Below are 16328 nucleotides of genomic sequence, written 5' to 3'. Positions count from 1 at the left end.
GGCGGACTGTTTGGCTACGCTGTGGCCTCATATTGGCAGAGGCCAACGCTTCACCGCGGCAAGCGATACGCCTCGACCTGCGCCTTCAACGCCTCCAGCGACGCAAGCGGTGCCTCCGGATCGACCCGATATTCCCTACGCGCCAGCCACGACAGCACCTTCGCATCGACGACCGGCGAATGGTGGATAACGTCGCCGTAATTGTCGAGGTCGTGCGTCACGTCCTTGATCGCCCGGAAATCGTATAGGCGCACATTGGGAAGCTGCGTCAGGCGCTGCGCCATGACGGCGGTGAGGTCGGTGACGATCTTCAGCGTCGCAGGCGAAGCATCACGCATCGCGACGAATTGCAGGATCGAATAGGGCGGGAAGTAGATGTCGAAGGTCACGTCCGGATGGCGCGCGATCAGGCCGACGGCGTCACGCTCGAAATGCCGCACCATCGCGTCGTAACGATAGCCTTCGCCGAGAAAACGGCTGCGTACGGGATCGGTGATATAGGTGAAGGCCGCGAGCGTCCTTTTCGCATTGTAGGCGCGCGCCACGTCGATATCGCGCGGCAACGCATAGATGTCATCGACATCAGGCAGCGCGAACTTGATCGGCAGATAAGGCGCGGCCCGGGTCAGCGGCTCTCGCAGCGGGGGAAACGACCGCAGCAATGCGAACAGGGATTCCTTCGCCATCGCCGCGCTGAACAGATAGGACGCGATGCCTTTTGCCGTCCCGCGATAGAGATCGGCGGAGAGATAAGGATCGGTCTCGATGTCGGCCGCATCGACAAAGATGAAATCGTCCATCGCCCAGATCACGCGCTTTGCGCCGCGGTCGATTGCCTGCTCCAGCACAAACCCCTGCTGGCGCGAATTGGAGCCGGTCATCGCCAGCTTGAGCGAGTGCACGCCCAGCGCATGGTCGATATCGCTCTGGCGGAAATGGATCGCGAGCGAGGTGCCCATGAAGGCGGTGTCGAACGGCTGGCTGCGGATCAGCCCGGCATTCTGCACGCGCGTGTCATCGGAATAGAACGGCGCGACGAGGCGCGAGGGGCGAAACAGTTGCAGGGGATCGATGACATAGGTGAGCGCAGCCGCGCCTAGCACGCACGCGATGCTCGCGAGGAGAAGACGCCCTGGATGTGTGAACGCGCCTCGCATCAGAACCGGAAATAGATGAATTCGCTGTTGCTCTGGATGCCCAAAATCCCGAACGCAAGCACCAGCGACGCACCATACAGGACCAGCGGCCGCATCCGTCCGGCCATCAGGCCCTCGCCGACCCTGCGATTGGCGTGGTCGTACCCCATGATTCCTTGCGTGTTCGGCGCCAGCCACACCAGCGCGGCATAAATTGCAACCATCACCGACGCCGCAATCTCCTCGCGCCCAAAGGCGATATTCGAGGGATCGGCCATCGCATTCAGAATCCGCATGGCCCATTCGACCCGTTCGGCGCGGAAGAATACCCAGGCGACAACGACGGCGAGAAATGTCAGCACGGCTCCGGCGGCGCGAGCTGGGCGCGCGAGCAGTTTTGGAACATTCGGCACCAGCGCATTGAAAGCGTGATTGACGCAGAGATAGGCGCCATGCAGCGCACCCCAAATGACAAACGTCCAGGCCGCGCCGTGCCAGAGCCCGCCGAGCAGCATCGTCAGCAGCAAGTTGACGTAGCGCAGCACGCGGCCGCGCCTGTTACCCCCGAGCGGGATGTAGAGATAGTCGCGCAGGAAGTGCGACAGCGTCATGTGCCAGCGCCGCCAGAACTCGACGATGCTGGTGGCCTTGTAGGGCGAGTTGAAATTAACCGGCAGGAAGATGCCGAACATCAGCGATATTCCGATCGCCATGTCGGAATAGCCCGAGAAGTCGAAATAGAGCTGGAACGTGTAGGCGAGCGCGCCAAGCCATGCCTGGTCGAAACTCGGCGCGCGCGCATCGAAGGCGAGTGCGACCAGCGGTTGGATGCCGTCGGCGAGGCACGTTTTCTTGAACAGCCCGATTGCGAAGATGATGATTCCGCACAGGATCAGATGCGCGTGCGGCTGCTTGGTTTCCTCCCGTTCGAATTGCGGGATCATGTCCTTGTGGTGAAGGATCGGTCCCGCGATCAGATGCGGAAAGTAGGTCACGAACAGCGCGTAATGCGGCAGCGCATAGGCCGCGACCTGTCCGCGCCAGGCATCGACCAGGAACGCGATCTGGGTGAACGTGTAGAAGGAGATGCCGACCGGCAGCAGGATGTGGGCCGCGAAGTGCGTGCCGGTCAGTACATTGATGTTCTCGGCGACGAAGCCGGCGTATTTGAAGATGCCGAGCACCAGGAGATCGCCGGCGACGCCGAGAGCAAGTGCCGCCTTTCGTTGCGACGGAGCAAGCTTCGCCACGATGAGGAGGTGGCCAATGCCGTAGTTGAAGGCGATCGATATCAGCAACAGGGCCACGAACTGCCAGTTGCCGATGGCATAGAAGGTGAGCGAGGCCGCCGCCAGCCAGATCACCGGGGCCAGATTGCTGCGCCGCCCGAGCCAGAAATAGCCCGCGAGCGCGGCCGGCAGGAACAGCAGGATGAACGGGTAGGAATTGAACAGCATCAGGCTGGACCGGCGGCGGGGATTAGGAAGCCTAAGCATAGAAGGGACCGATCAACAACCCGGCGACTGGCGCAGTCCTTGCCGCAGTGGCGCTGGCAATTCGAGGAATCGGGGCGATATAAGGTGAAACACGCATCTGAGTGAGGATCGAGTGACACAGGCCAAAACACCTTCCCAGCCCCCCGTCGCCCCGCGCCGGCCGCATTCCTTCACGCGGCACGGGATTACCGTGACCGACGACTATGCCTGGCTGAAGGACGAGAAATGGCAAGAGGTGCTGCGTGACCCCGCGGTGCTCGATCCCGACATCCGCAAATATCTCGACGCAGAAAATAGCTACACCGAGAGCCTGCTCGGCCATACCGCAGCCCTCCAGAAGACGCTGGTGCGCGAGATGCGGGGGCGGATCAAGGAGGACGATTCCAGCGTGCCGTCGCCGGATGGTCCCTTCGCCTATTTCCGCAAGTTCCGCGAAGGCGGCCAGCACGAGCTGTTCGGCCGCATGCCGCGCGATGGCGGCGAGGGCCACATCGTGCTCGACGGCGATGCGCTCGCCAAGGACCACACCTACTTCAAATTCGGCGGCAGCCGGCACTCGAACGACCACAGGCTGCAGGCCTGGAGCGCCGACACCAAGGGCTCGGAATATTTCTCCATCCGCGTGCGCGACTGGGCGACCGGCAAGGACTTCGACGACGTCGTCGAGGAGACCGACGGCGGCGTGGTCTGGAGCAAGGACGCCACGGAGTTCTTCTACGTGAAGCTCGACGACAATCACCGCCCGATGCAGGTGTGGCGGCATAAGCTCGGCACTGGGCAGGCCGACGACACGCTGGTCTACGAAGAGCAAGATTCAGGCTGGTTCACCCATCTGCAAGAGAGCACCAGCGGCCGCTTCTGCGTCATCGCGGGCGGCGACCACGAGACCTCCGAGCAGCGGCTGATCGACCTCGCCCATCCCGACGCACCGCCGCGCCTCGTCGCGGCACGCGAGGAAGGCGTGCAATATTCGCTCGTCGACCGTGGCGACGAACTCTTCATCCTCACCAACGCCGACGACGCCATCGACTTCAAGATCGTCACCGCGCCGCTCGCATCACCCGAGCGCAAGAACTGGCGCGATCTGATCCCGTATCGTCCCGGCATCTACATCATCGACCTCGATCTCTATGCCGGCCACATGGTGCGGCTGGAGCGCGCCACTGCGTTGCCGTCGATCGTGATCCGCGACCTCGCGACCAAGGACGAGCACGCCATCGCGTTCGACGAGGCGGCCTATTCGCTGGATACGATGGGCTCCTACGAATTCGAGACGACGAATTTGCGCTTTGCCTATTCGTCGATGACGACGCCGTCGGAAGTCTACGATTACGACATGGTCAAGCGCACGCGCACCCTGCGCAAGCGGCAGGAGATCCCGTCGGGCCACAATGCGAGCGACTACGTCACGACGCGGATCATGGCGAAGGCGCAGGACGGCGCCGAGGTGCCGGTCTCGATCCTCCATCGCCGCGGGCTCACGCTCGACGGCGCGGCGCCGCTGCTGCTCTACGGCTACGGCTCCTACGGCATGGCGATGCCGGCCTCGTTCAGCGCCAACCGGCTGTCGCTGGTCGACCGTGGCTTCGTCTATGCCATCGCCCATATCCGCGGCGGCGCCGACAAGGGCTGGGGCTGGTACCTCGACGGCAAGCGCGAGAAGAAGACGAATTCGTTCGACGACTTCTCTGCCAGCGCCCGCGCACTGATCGATACGAAATACACCAGCGCAAAGCGCATCGTCGGCCATGGCGGCTCGGCCGGCGGCATGCTGATGGGCGCGGTGGCGAACCGCGCCGGCGAATTGTTCGCCGGCATCGTCGCCGAAGTGCCGTTCGTCGACGTGCTCAACACCATGCTCGACGACACGCTGCCGCTGACGCCGCCGGAATGGCCGGAATGGGGCAACCCGATCGAGAGCGAGAAGGATTTCCGCACCATCCTGTCCTATTCGCCCTACGACAATGTCGCGGCGAAAGACTATCCGGCGATCCTGGCGATGGGCGGGTTGACCGATCCGCGTGTCACCTATTGGGAGCCCGCCAAATGGATCGCGCGCCTGCGCGCGACCATGAACGGCGGCGGCCCGGTCCTGCTCCGCACCAACATGGGCGCCGGCCATGGCGGCGCCTCGGGACGCTTCAATCGGCTCGATGAAGTCGCGATCGTCTATGCGTTCGCGCTGTGGGCGGCGGGGATGGCGGAGGCCGGGGTGTAGGCCCAGCGTCGTCCCGGCGAAGGCCGGGACCCATACCGCGTGATTGATCGATGAAGCACGGCATTCGTACCGTGGAATCTCTTAATTACGAATCTTCGCGAAACTCCGCCCTGTGGTTATGGGTCCCGGCCTTCGCCGGGACGACATCGAAATTGAGGCGCCAACTATCGCCCCACAAAACCTATACCGCCCCGTGCGCTTCCACATACAGCGCATACACCGAGTGGCTGCTGGCCATATACAAGCGATTGTTCTTCGGTCCGCCGAAGCAGAGATTGGCGCAGCGTTCGGGCAGCTTGATAAAGGCTAGCGGCTTGGCGTCCGCGTTGAACACCATCACGCCATCGAGATCCTCCGACTTGCCCTTGAGCTGAAACACCTTGCGCCCGGCGATGTCGGCCGGCTCGGATTGCAGCGCACCGTTGGAGCCCCAGCCGCACCAGAGATTGCCGTCGCGGTCGACGCGAAAACCGTCCAGCGAGGCCTGGTCGGTGGCGTCAATCAGCTTGGTCTTGCCGCTGAGCGAACCGTCGTCGCCGACATTGTAGCTCCAGATGCTGCGGTTCGGGGTCCCCTTCCACTCGACGACGTAGAGCTTCTTCTCGTCCGGCGAGAAGGCGAGGCCGTTTGGATTGACGAGGTCGGTGAGCACAGCGCTGATCTTGCCGTCCTTGGCGATGCGGTAGACGTTGGTGGTGGCCTGCTCGGCCTTCTCCTTCTTGCCCTCCCACTCGCCGTTGATGCCGAACAGGGGATCGGTGAACCAGATGCTGTCGTCGGATTTCACCACGATGTCGTTCGGCGAATTCAGCCGCTTGCCCTCGAACTTGTCGGCCAGCACGGTGATCTTGCCGTCCTTCTCGGTGCGGGTGATGCGGCGGGTCACGGAGTGCTCGCAGCTGACGAGGCGGCCCTGGCGGTCGCGCGCATTGCCGTTGGCGTAGTTCGCATTGGCGCGGAACACGCTGGTCTGCCCGGTCTTCTCGTCGAACTTCATGATCCGGTTGTTGGGAATGTCCGAGAACAGCAGATAGCCGCCCTCGGGAAAATAGGCGGGGCCTTCGGCCCAGCGCATGCCCGTTGCGACCTGCTCGACCGTCGAGGAATAGAGTCGGTATTTTCCAAAGCCGGGATCGAGGATCTGGATGGCGGGATCGGGATAGCGCTGGTTCGGCGTGAACGGAAACGACTGGGCACCGGCGGCGCGGGCGAAAAGCGTGGAAGCCGCCGCCGCGCCAGCGCCAGCCAAGAGATTGCGTCGTGTGAAATTCATGGAATCCTCCCCGGCTGATTTAAGGCCGGCGCTTGCTGCGGCCGGCCTGTTTCTTGAAAAGATCTGGTGCCGGCGCGTGGCCCTTACCTTCCGTTCGCCTTCCGCCATGCGCCGAAGTCGGTCAGCGTCTGCGGGTCCGTCGCCGGATAGAGACCGAAAATGCCGCGGCCCTTGTTGACTTCCTCGGTGACGAAGTCCTCGAACGCGGTCATCTCGAAGGTCTCGTTGGCGATCTCTTCAGCGAGATGCGCGGGGATCACGATCACGCCGTCGCTGTCGCCGAGAATGACGTCGCCGGGAAACACCGGCGCATCACCGCAGCCAATGGGAACGTTGATCTCGATGGCGTGATGCAGCGTCAAATTGGTCGGCGCGCTCGGACGGTGGTGGTAGGCGGGGATACCCAGCTTGGCGATCTCGGCCGAGTCGCGAAAACCGCCGTCGGTGACGACGCCGGCGACGCCGCGCTTCATCAAGCGCGTGACCAGGATCGCACCGGCGGAAGCGGCCCGTGCATCCTTGCGGCTGTCCATCACCAGCACGCTGCCTGGCGGGCAATCCTCGACCGCCTTGCGTTGCGGATGGGAGCGGTCCTTGAAGACCTCGATGGTGTTGAGATCCTCGCGGGCCGGCATATAGCGCAGCGTGAAGGCTTCACCGACCATGGTCGGCTGGTCGGCACTGAGCGGGTGCACATCCTGGATCATCTGGATGCGCAGGCCGCGCTTGAACAACGCGGTGGCGACGGTGGCGGTGGAGACGGATTTGAGCTTGTTGCGGGTGGCTTCGGTAAGTTTGGTCATGTCACGCTCTCTAGTAAATCGAGGGCTCGCCGATCGGCGCGCCGAAATCGGTCTCGAGGAAGTCGAAGTCGCAGCCGTCATTGGCCTGCTTGATGTGCTTGGTGAACATCCAGCCATAGCCGCGCTCGAAGCGGCGTTCGGGCTGCTTCCAGGCGGCGCGGCGCTTGTCGAGCTCGGCCTCCGACACATCGAGATTGATGGTGCGGGCAGCGACATCGAGCGTGATGCGGTCGCCGTTCCGCACCAGCGCCAGCGGTCCGCCGACATAGGATTCCGGGGCTACGTGCAGAATGCAGGCGCCGTAGCTGGTGCCGCTCATGCGCGCATCGGAGATCCGCACCATGTCGCGGACTCCCTGCTTCACGAGCTTGGTCGGGATCGGCAGCATGCCCCATTCCGGCATGCCCGGTCCGCCCTGCGGCCCCGCATTGCGCAAGATGAGAATGTGGTCTTCGGTGACATCGAGATCGGGATCATCGACCGCCTTTTTCATCGACGGATAATCGTCGAACACCAGCGCAGGCCCGGTGTGCTTGAGGAAGCGCGGCGCGCAGGCGCTCGGCTTGATGACGCAGCCGTCGGGCGCGAGATTGCCCTTGAGCACGGCGAGTGCACCTTCCTTGTAGATGGGATTGTCGATCGAGCGGATCACATCGTCGTTGTGAACCTCGGCGCCATCGATGTTCTCGCCGACAGTCTTACCGGTGACGGTGATGCAGTCGAGATGCAGATGCGGCTTGATCTGGCCCATCAATGCCGGCAAGCCGCCGGCATAAAAGAAGTCCTCCATCAGATAGGCATCGCCGCTCGGCCGCACATTGGCGATGACGGGCACCTTGCGGCTCGCAATCTCGAAATCGTCGAGGCCAATGTCGAGACCGGCGCGGCGAGCCTGCGCGATCAGATGGATGATCGCATTGGTCGAACAGCCCATCGCCATCGCCACTGCGATCGCGTTCTCGAACGCCCTGCGGGTCTGGATCGTCTTCGGCGTCAGATCTTCCCAGACCATCTCGACGATGCGGCGACCGCATTCGGAGGCCATGCGGATATGGTTGGCGTCGGCGGCAGGAATCGAGGAGGCGCCCGGCAGCGTCATGCCGATCGCCTCGGCAATCGCCGTCATGGTGGAAGCCGTGCCCATGGTCATGCAGGTGCCATAGCTGCGGGCAATGCCGGCTTCGATGTCGAGCCAGTCCTTGTCGGAGATCTTGCCGGCGCGGCGCTCGTCCCAGTATTTCCAGCCGTCCGAGCCCGAGCCGAGCGTCTTGCCCTTCCAATTGCCGCGCAGCATCGGACCTGCCGGCAGATAGATCGCCGGAATGTTCATCGAAGTGGCGCCCAGCAGCAGCGCCGGCGTGGTCTTGTCGCAGCCGCCCATCAGCACCACGCCGTCGACGGGATGGCTGCGCAGCAGCTCCTCGGCGTCCATCGCCAGCAGATTGCGATAGAGCATCGTGGTCGGCTTGAGCAGCGATTCCGACAGCGACAGCGCCGGCAGCTCCAGCGGCAGGCCGCCGGCCATCAGGATGCCGCGCTTGACGTCGTCGACGCGCGACTTGAAGTGCATGTGGCAGGGCTGCGCGTCCGACCAGGTGTTGAGGATCGCGATCATCGGGCGGTCCTTCCACTCCTCCGGCGCGTAGCCCATCTGCATGGTGCGGGAGCGGTGACCGAATGAGCGGAGATCGTCGGGTGCGAACCAGCGCGCGCTGCGGAGCTGGTCGGGCGTTAGTTTCTTCTTGGTCATGATTGGGTGCCCCATTTCTGCACGGTGTTCCGCTCGATGGCGCGGAAGATCAGGTTCTCGACAAAAAGCCCGATGATGATCACCGTCAAGAGGCCGGCGAAGACCGCAGGTATGTCGAGGAGGTTGCGGTTTTCGAAGATGAACCAGCCGAGCCCGCCCTGCCCCGAGGACACGCCGAACACCAGCTCGGCCGCGATCAGCGTGCGCCAGGCAAAGGCCCAACCGATCTTGAGGCCGGTCAGGATCGAGCCGAACGCCGCGGGGATGAGGATTTTCGCGACGTAAGGCAATCCGCGCAGGCCGTAATTGCGACCGACCATGCGCAGCGTGTTGGACACGCTCTTGAAGCCGGAATGGGTGTTGAGTGCGACCGGCCACAGCACCGAATGGATCAGCACAAACACCAGACTGCCATTGCCGAGACCGAACCAGATCAAAGCGAGCGGCAACAGCGCGATCGCCGGCAGCGGATTGAACATCGCCGTGACAGTCTCGAGGAAATCGGTGCCGATGCGGGTCGAGATCGCGAGCACGGTGAAGATCGCGGCGAGCGCGATGCCGGCCGAATAGCCCATGAAAAGGACCTTCAGCGAGGCCCAGGCGCGCATCGGGATGGTGCCGTCCTTCACACGCTCGAACATCGTGATGACGGTGTCGTGCAGCGTCGGAAACAGCAGGGGATTGTCGAGCGTGAGGCCGTAGGCCTCCCAGACCGCCGCGAGAAACAGGATGATGACGGTCTTGCGGACAAAACCATCGTTCCACAACAGCTCGGGCACGCTCAGCTTGCGCTCGACTTCGGCTGCGCTGCCGGCGACCGGCGCCTCACGCAGCAGGATTCTGGCTTCGCCCATGAGAGGCTCCCTCAATGCGCCGTGGCTTCGGAGGCGAACAGGAGATCGTGAATCTCCTTCTCGAGCCGGCCGGCACTGCCATCGTCATTGGAGACCTTGTCGACGTCGACCACCTCGGCCTTGACGCGGCCGGGATGCGGCGACAGCAGCAGGATGCGGTTGCCGATGCGGATCGCTTCCGCAATCGAGTGGGTTACGAACAGCACGGTGAATTTGGTCTCGCTCCAGAGCTGGAGTAGCTCGTCCTGGCAGGTTCGCCGCGTCAGCGCGTCGAGCGCGGCGAACGGCTCGTCCATCAGCAGGATGTCGGGCTCCATCGCCATGCCGCGCGCGATCGCGACGCGCTGCTTCATGCCGCCGGAGAGCGTGTGCGGATAAGCATCGACGACGCGGGTCAGGCCGACCTTCTCGATATAGGCCCGCGCCCGCGCATCGGCGTCCTTGCGCGACAATTTTCGCGCGGTCAGCAGCGGAAACATCACGTTGGCCAGCACGCTCTTCCAGGGCAGCAGCTGGTCGAACTCCTGGAAGATCATCATGCGATCGGCGCCGGGACCGTGAATCTCGCGGTCGTTGATGGTCATGCGGCCTTCGCTCGGCGCCATGTAGCCGCCGACGGCCTTGAGCAGGGTCGATTTGCCGCAGCCGGACGGCCCGAGCAGCACGAAGCGATCGGACCTGTCGACGGTGAAGCTCACCCTTTCCGTGGCGGTGACGACGGCGCTGGAGGTCTTGTAACGCAGCGTCACGGAGCTGACGTCGAGCAGCGCCATCAGTTGCCCTTCAGATCGTGGGCGACGGGGAGATAGTAATCGGTCCAGGCCTTGGGTTGAGTCTTTAGCGTACCGGTCTTGAACAGATGCGCGGCGAATTTCATCGTGCCCTGCGGCTCGAGATTCCACTCCATCATGCCGGGCTCCTTCAGGAGGTCGAGCAGCTCTTCCACCGAGGTCTTGTCACCGGTGATCTCCTTGTAGATCTCGACCGCCTGTCTGGTGTCGCTGCGGATCAGATCCTGCGCTTCCTTGGTCGCATCACGCACGGCCTGGATGATTTTCGGGTTGGCATCGGCGAACTTCGTGGTGGTGAAGAACTGCGCCTGGCTGAGCGGGCCGCCCATTACGTCCGGCGACGACAGCACGACATGCGCGCCCGGCACGTTCTTCAGCTCGAGGAAGGTGAACGGCGGGATCGAGAAATGGGTGTGCACCTCGTGTTTGGCGTTGGACAGTGCCGCATAGGCGTCGGGGTGGCCGAGCTGCACCGTGTTGACGTCCAGCTTCGACCATTGGTCGGCACCAAAAGCCTCGGCGGCGGCGATCTGGAGCACGATCGCCTGGGTCGAGACTTTCACCGTCGGCACGGCGATCTTGTCGCTGGGGCCGAAATCCCTGATCGACTTGATGTTAGCGTCGCGGCTGATCAGCGTCATCGGCTGCGCCGAGGTCGCGACGATGCCCTTGACACCGCCGCGCGTGCGATCCCACAGCAACAAGAGATTGCCGGTGCCGGTGTTGAGAATATCGACGCCGCCCGCGAGCAGCGCATCGGTCTGCGCACCGCCGCCGGAGAAGGTGACCCATTTGGTGGTGACACCGGCCACCCCGAGCTGAGCTGCGTGCTTCTCGATCAGCTTCTGCTTTTCCATGATGTGGCTCGGCATGTAGAAAATGCCGGGCTGGCGCGACAGCGAGATCTCGGATTTTTGCTGCGCTGACGCGGACGAAACCGTCAGCGCCGTGGCGGCGATCAGGGCGACGGCCGTGAGGCCACACTGCAATTGCTTGATCATTGTTGTTCGTTTCCTCCGGCCGCCATTGACGAGCGATCTTGCTAATGCACTAATGCATTAGTGCCTCAAAGGCAAGGCCGGCCGGAGCCCTTCGCATGGAAACAGCCCAACCCGCATCCCGCGCGGCCGTCCGCCCCGGCGCGCGGCTCGACCGGGCCCGGCAGGCCGCGCCGCAAGTGTTCGAGCGCCTGCGCAACGCCATTCTCGCGCTCGAACTGCCGCCCGGCTCGCCGCTGTCGCGCACGGATCTCGCCGCACAATTCGGCGTCAGCTCGACGCCGATCCGCGACGCCTTGATGCGGTTGGAGGAAGAAGGTCTGGTCGACGTGTTTCCGCAGCACGCCACCGTCGTCAGCCGAGTCGACGTCGGCCGGGCCGAGCAGGCTCATTTCCTGCGCCAGGCACTGGAACTCGAAATCGTCCGGCTGCTCGCGGAGCAACATGACGACGCTCTGGTCATACGCCTCGACCACACGATCGCGCTCCAGCAGCAATTCGCCAAGGCCGGAGACTTCGAGAGCTTCATCGCCGGCGACAATGATTTTCACGCGCAGCTTTACGCCGCGGCCGGCAAGCAGGAACTCTGGACGCTGGTGCGCAGCCGCAGCGGACATATCGACCGGCTGCGCCGGCTGCATCTGCCCTCACCGGGCAAGGCCCAGAACATCGTCCGCCACCACAAGCTGATCACGCGCGCGGTCGAGGCCGGCGACGCCGATGCTGCGCAACAGCATCTGCGCAAGCACCTGTCGGGCACGCTGAGCGAGCTCGATACGATCCGGAGCCACTATCCGGAATATTTGACCGACTAAGCCTATGGCGCGTCGCGAGCAGTTGTGCACGTCACCGTGCATAAATTGACGCAACCGATTCGCCTTTCGCGAGCAATCGTCGATCGATGGCGAAGTGCTTGCAGGCCGGATGCAATCCGCGCAACAATTTCAGAGTTGATGGTTTGATTTGCGGTCGCTGGGAGACCCCATCGGCCCGGAGGATACCAGACGTGGCCAACATCCTGATCGTGGATGACGACCCGGCCGTGCAGATGACGATTCGGCTGCTCCTGGAGAGGGCTGGTCATCACATCACCGTCGCCGGAGACGGCCGCAAGGGACTTGCGCTGTTCGAGGCCAGCCAGTTCGACCTGCTGTTTCTCGACATCTTCATGCCCGGCATGGACGGCCTCGAGACGATGCGCCACATCCGGGCGCTGCAGCCAGCGATTCCGATCGTCGTCATTTCCGGCCGTTCGTTCACGCCGGACGCCCATGCGGAGCCGGACTTCCTCAAGATGGCGACCAAGCTCGGCGCGGTGGCGAGCCTGCAGAAGCCGTTCCGGGCCGACGCGCTGCTCGCCGCGGTCGCCGGCTGCCTGGACGCGGCGCGGACGGCATCGGTGAGGAATCCGGATGTCAGCACCGGCCGCCGATGACAAGAACCTTCATTCTATTCCAACCGAGCCCGGGCACGGCAATTCAGGAAGCGGTGTAAATTTCCCCATGACCCTCGCTACGCGGCTCGCCATCGCGATGATCCTGCTGGTGGCGGTCACCGTGGCCGCAGTCGGCTGGCTCGGCTATCGCAACATCACCCAAGCCGTCATTCCGCGGGTCCTGGAACGGATTGAAGCCCAGTCGAGCCTGCTGGCCACCCATCTTGAATCCTACGTTGCCGGCGCCCGTGGCGATCTGCTCGGTTATCGCTCCGCCGCTGCCATCAATGGCCTGATCCGCGCCCATGTCGGTGGAGGCATCGACGCAGTCGACGGAGTTTCGGAGCAAACCTGGCGCGAGCGCATCGCAGCGCGGTTCGCAGCCGAGATCGACGCGAAACCAAGCTACGGGCAATTTCGAATCATCGGCCTTGACGACGATCAACGCGAACTGGTCCGCGTCGATCGCGCCGGCCAGAACGGAGCAGCACGGATTGTTCCCAACGGCGAACTCGAACGCAAGAGCGAACGAACCTACTTCCAGGAGACGATTCGACTGGCGCCGGGCGACATCTATGTTTCGCCCATCGATCTCGCCACCCGGCAGGGAGGAACCACGGATCCTCACATTCCGACGTTGCGCGTCGCGACGCCGCTGTTCACGCCTGATAGCAAGCCGTTCGGCATCATCATCGCCAACATCGACATGCGTCCCGCGCTCGACCGGGTTCGTTCAACCGCGAGCGCAGGAGGAGAAATCTATGTCGTGAATTCGCGTGGCGACTATCTTGTCCACCCCGATCGCGCGCGGGAATTCGGTGCATTGCTTGGCAACGCCAACGATTGGCGCCGGGACTTTCCTTTCTTTGCAGCCCGGGCCGGCCAGCCGCAAGGATCCACGCAGCTCACGAGCGACCGGTCTGGCCGGCCGAGTGGAGCGGCGATCGCACCGGCGCTGCTGGCTGGCAAGGAGTGGTTGGCTATCATCGAGACGGCCCCCGCATCCGTGTTCAGCCGCGTTCCGGCGGCCATTCAAAAAACCTCCTCGCTGGTCGGCCTGCTTGCTGTCCTTGCCGCAGCTTTGCTTGCGGTGCTGCTGGCGCGCTCATTAACGCGGCCGATCGGGCGTTTGACCGCGGCGGTGGAGGCGATCGGCAGCGGGCGGCGCGCCGATATTCCCGTCGATGCGAGCGGAGAGACAGGCGTGCTGGCGAGGGCATTCGCCCAAATGGTCGAAGAAACCAGAGCGAAGACGGCCGCTCTCGAACGCGAGATCGAGGAGCATCGCCGCACCGAGGCCGCGCGAAGCCATCATGAAGCGCGCGAGCGCTTGTTCAGCGCCGCCGTCGAATCCTCCGACGACGCGATCGTGATGCAATCGCTCGACGCCATCATCACCGGCTGGAATGCCGCCGCCGAGCGTCTCTACGGCTATTCGGCGAATGAGGCGATCGGGCAATCCACCTCGATCATCGTCCCACCCGACCGACGCGAGCAAGGCAAGGACTATTTGCGGCGGATCGCCGGAGGAGAACCGATCGAACGGTTCGAGACCGTGCGCCTGCGCAAGGAAGGCACGCCGGTCGAAATCTCACTCAGCCTGTCGCCGATCAGGGGCCCGTCAGGCGAGATCGTGGGCGCCTCCGGCACCGCGCGCAGCCTCACCGAGGCGCGGCGGGCCGAGCGGGCGCTGCAGCAGCAGCTCGAGGAACGGCGTCAGATCTTCGAGACCTCGCAGGATCTGATCATGGTGATGGACGCGCGCGGGCACATCGCGCAGATCAGTCCGAGCAGCGAGGCCATTATCGGCTACCGGCCGGAGCAGATGATCGGCCGCAGCGGCGCCGATTTCATTCATCCCGGCCATCTCGACCAGTCGCGCGACGAGATGCGCGCGCTCAGGCGCGGCGAGCGGCTGAAGCTCGCCGACACCCGCTGCTTCCACAAGGACGGTCGCGAGGTCTGGCTGTCTTGGCTCGGCAGCTGGTCCGACCATGCCCAGCGCTACTTCTTTGTCGGGCGCGACATGACGGAGGCGAGGCTTGCACAGGAGTCCTTGCGGGACAGCGAACAGCTTGCGCGCAACATCGTCGAGACCTCGCTCGATGCTTTCACCCAGACAGACCACACCGGCGCCATCCTGAGTTGGAACTCGCAGGCCGAGAAGCTCTTCGGATGGACGCGTGAGGAGGCGATCGGCGAGAATGCGATTGAGCTTTTCGTCGCCCCCAGTGAGCGCGAAAGCGTCAGGGCCAGACTGAAGCTCTTTCTCGAATCCGAGCAACAATCGCTGGCCAATCCACGGCGCGAACTTTTGGTACGGCGGCGCGACGGCAAGGAGTTCAGGGCCGAACTCAGTGTCACGGCGCTCCGGCGACGCGAAGGCGTTCTTTTCAATTCGTTCTACCGCGACCTGACCGACAAGATCGCGGCTGACGAGCGCATCCGCCAGGCCGAGAAGATGGAGGCGGTCGGCCAGCTCACCGGCGGCGTGGCGCACGACTTCAACAACATCCTCACCGTCATCACCGGCACGATCGAGATCCTGGCCGACGCGGTGGCCAAGGAGCCAGAGCTCGCCGCGATCACGAAGATGATCGACGAGGCCGCCGGGCGTGGCGCCGAGCTGACGCAGCACCTGCTGGCGTTTGCGCGCAAGCAGCCGCTCCAGCCGCGCGAGATCGACGTCAACGCACTGATCATCGACACCGCGAAACTGTTGCGGCCGACGCTGGGCGAGCAGATCCATATCGAATCGGTGTTCGAGGACGAGAACTGCGTCGCGATCGTCGATCCCAGCCAGCTCACCACCGCGATCCTCAACCTCGCGCTCAATGCCCGCGATGCCATGCCCGGCGGCGGCAAGCTGATCGTGGAGACGGGGGCGGCCTATCTCGACGAGGTCTATGCCAGCGTCAACGACGTCCCGCCGGGCCACTACGTGATGATCGCCGTGAGCGACACCGGCAGCGGAATTCCCGCCAACATGCTGGCCAGGGTGTTCGACCCCTTCTTCACCTCGAAGGGACCCGGCAAGGGCACCGGACTCGGGCTTTCGATGGTCTACGGCTTCATCAAGCAGTCCGCGGGCCACATCAAGATCTACAGCGAGGAAGACCACGGCACCACGATCAAGATGTATCTGCCGCCCGGCAAGACGCCGACGTTGGTCGGCGACAGCGTGACGCCGGCGACCATCGAAGGCGGACACGAGACGATCCTGGTGGTCGAGGACGACCGGCTGGTGCGTGACTACGTGCTGGCGCAGCTGCATTCGCTCGGTTACGTCACCTTGCAGGCTGCGAACGCTGCGGAGGCGCTCGCAATCGTCGCCGCCGGAAAGCCGTTCGACCTCCTGTTCACCGACGTCATCATGCCCGGCAAGATGAACGGACGGCAGCTCGCCGACGAACTGCAGAGAACGCGTCCCGATCTCCGGGTGCTCTACACGTCCGGCTATACCGAGAACGCGATCATCCATCACGGCCGGCTGGATTCGGGCGTTCTGCTGCTGGCGAAGCCCTATCGCAAATCGGATCTGGCGCGGGCCATCCGCAAGGCGTTGAGCAGTTGA

At 63.7% G+C, this 16328-nt stretch carries 12 protein-coding genes; 4 read left to right on the top strand and 8 right to left on the bottom strand.

Annotated elements, in window-relative coordinates; genetic code table 11:
- Positions 1-50: 50 nt before the first annotated feature.
- Both IVB45_RS01220 and IVB45_RS01215 read right to left on the bottom strand, forming a co-directional pair.
- Positions 51-1157, bottom strand: a complete 1107-nt coding sequence (locus tag IVB45_RS01220) for a hypothetical protein (protein ID WP_247363175.1) — start codon at positions 1155-1157, stop codon at positions 51-53.
- Positions 1157-2593 (bottom strand): MBOAT family O-acyltransferase, encoded by a 1437-nt coding sequence (locus IVB45_RS01215; protein WP_247363176.1) that lies wholly within the window; start codon positions 2591-2593, stop codon positions 1157-1159. The genes IVB45_RS01220 and IVB45_RS01215 overlap by 1 nt, the downstream gene beginning before the upstream one ends.
- Positions 2594-2744: 151 nt before the next feature.
- Here IVB45_RS01215 and IVB45_RS01210 point away from each other — a divergent pair, with 151 nt between their 5' ends.
- The gene (locus IVB45_RS01210; RefSeq protein ID WP_247363177.1) at positions 2745-4850 is read left to right on the top strand and encodes a S9 family peptidase; all 2106 of its coding nucleotides are present in this window, start codon (positions 2745-2747) and stop codon (positions 4848-4850) included.
- A gap of 181 nt (positions 4851-5031) precedes the next feature.
- Here the strand turns inward: IVB45_RS01210 and IVB45_RS01205 are convergent, their stop codons facing one another.
- From IVB45_RS01205 to IVB45_RS01180, 6 genes are all read right to left on the bottom strand, one after another.
- Positions 5032-6123 (bottom strand): SMP-30/gluconolactonase/LRE family protein, encoded by a 1092-nt coding sequence (locus tag IVB45_RS01205; RefSeq protein WP_247284748.1) that lies wholly within the window; start codon positions 6121-6123, stop codon positions 5032-5034.
- A gap of 83 nt (positions 6124-6206) precedes the next feature.
- Positions 6207-6926: a ribonuclease activity regulator RraA gene (locus IVB45_RS01200; RefSeq protein ID WP_247363179.1), complete on the bottom strand. Its 720-nt coding sequence runs from the start codon at positions 6924-6926 to the stop codon at positions 6207-6209.
- Between the two features lie 10 nt (positions 6927-6936).
- Entirely contained in the window at positions 6937-8676 is a 1740-nt protein-coding gene (gene araD, locus IVB45_RS01195; protein ID WP_247363180.1) for an L-arabinonate dehydratase, read from the bottom strand.
- The gene (locus tag IVB45_RS01190) at positions 8673-9530 is read right to left on the bottom strand and encodes an ABC transporter permease (protein WP_027568368.1); all 858 of its coding nucleotides are present in this window, start codon (positions 9528-9530) and stop codon (positions 8673-8675) included. The genes araD and IVB45_RS01190 overlap by 4 nt, the downstream gene beginning before the upstream one ends.
- 11 nt (positions 9531-9541) lie before the next feature.
- Positions 9542-10303: an ABC transporter ATP-binding protein gene (locus IVB45_RS01185; RefSeq protein WP_027568369.1), complete on the bottom strand. Its 762-nt coding sequence runs from the start codon at positions 10301-10303 to the stop codon at positions 9542-9544.
- Entirely contained in the window at positions 10303-11322 is a 1020-nt protein-coding gene (locus IVB45_RS01180) for an ABC transporter substrate-binding protein (protein ID WP_247363181.1), read from the bottom strand. Before IVB45_RS01180 ends, IVB45_RS01185 begins: the two co-directional genes overlap by 1 nt.
- A gap of 95 nt (positions 11323-11417) precedes the next feature.
- Between IVB45_RS01180 and IVB45_RS01175 the strand changes: the two genes are divergently transcribed.
- The 3 genes from IVB45_RS01175 (at position 11418) to IVB45_RS01165 (ending at position 16328) form a co-directional block, all read left to right on the top strand.
- Entirely contained in the window at positions 11418-12134 is a 717-nt protein-coding gene (locus IVB45_RS01175) for a GntR family transcriptional regulator (protein ID WP_247284743.1), read from the top strand.
- A gap of 191 nt (positions 12135-12325) precedes the next feature.
- Positions 12326-12754 (top strand): response regulator, encoded by a 429-nt coding sequence (locus IVB45_RS01170; protein ID WP_247363182.1) that lies wholly within the window; start codon positions 12326-12328, stop codon positions 12752-12754.
- Positions 12732-16328, top strand: a complete 3597-nt coding sequence (locus tag IVB45_RS01165) for a PAS domain S-box protein (protein ID WP_247363183.1) — start codon at positions 12732-12734, stop codon at positions 16326-16328. The genes IVB45_RS01170 and IVB45_RS01165 overlap by 23 nt, the downstream gene beginning before the upstream one ends.

The sequence above is a fragment of the Bradyrhizobium sp. 4 genome, assembly GCF_023100905.1.
Taxonomy (GTDB): domain Bacteria; phylum Pseudomonadota; class Alphaproteobacteria; order Rhizobiales; family Xanthobacteraceae; genus Bradyrhizobium.
This window is presented reverse-complemented; position numbering and strand designations above follow the sequence as displayed.

Bases quoted from the DNA above. Each gene is read 5' to 3' on its own strand.
- IVB45_RS01220 (WP_247363175.1), bottom strand. From the start codon at position 1,157: ATGCGAGGCGCGTTCACACATCCAGGGCGTCTTCTCCTCGCGAGCATC.
- IVB45_RS01215 (WP_247363176.1), bottom strand. From the start codon at position 2,593: ATGCTGTTCAATTCCTACCCGTTCATCCTGCTGTTCCTGCCGGCCGCG.
- IVB45_RS01205 (WP_247284748.1), bottom strand. From the start codon at position 6,123: ATGAATTTCACACGACGCAATCTCTTGGCTGGCGCTGGCGCGGCGGCG.
- IVB45_RS01200 (WP_247363179.1), bottom strand. From the start codon at position 6,926: ATGACCAAACTTACCGAAGCCACCCGCAACAAGCTCAAATCCGTCTCC.
- araD (WP_247363180.1), bottom strand. From the start codon at position 8,676: ATGACCAAGAAGAAACTAACGCCCGACCAGCTCCGCAGCGCGCGCTGG.
- IVB45_RS01190 (WP_027568368.1), bottom strand. From the start codon at position 9,530: ATGGGCGAAGCCAGAATCCTGCTGCGTGAGGCGCCGGTCGCCGGCAGC.
- IVB45_RS01185 (WP_027568369.1), bottom strand. From the start codon at position 10,303: ATGGCGCTGCTCGACGTCAGCTCCGTGACGCTGCGTTACAAGACCTCC.
- IVB45_RS01180 (WP_247363181.1), bottom strand. From the start codon at position 11,322: ATGATCAAGCAATTGCAGTGTGGCCTCACGGCCGTCGCCCTGATCGCC.
- IVB45_RS01175 (WP_247284743.1), top strand. From the start codon at position 11,418: ATGGAAACAGCCCAACCCGCATCCCGCGCGGCCGTCCGCCCCGGCGCG.
- IVB45_RS01165 (WP_247363183.1), top strand. From the start codon at position 12,732: ATGTCAGCACCGGCCGCCGATGACAAGAACCTTCATTCTATTCCAACC.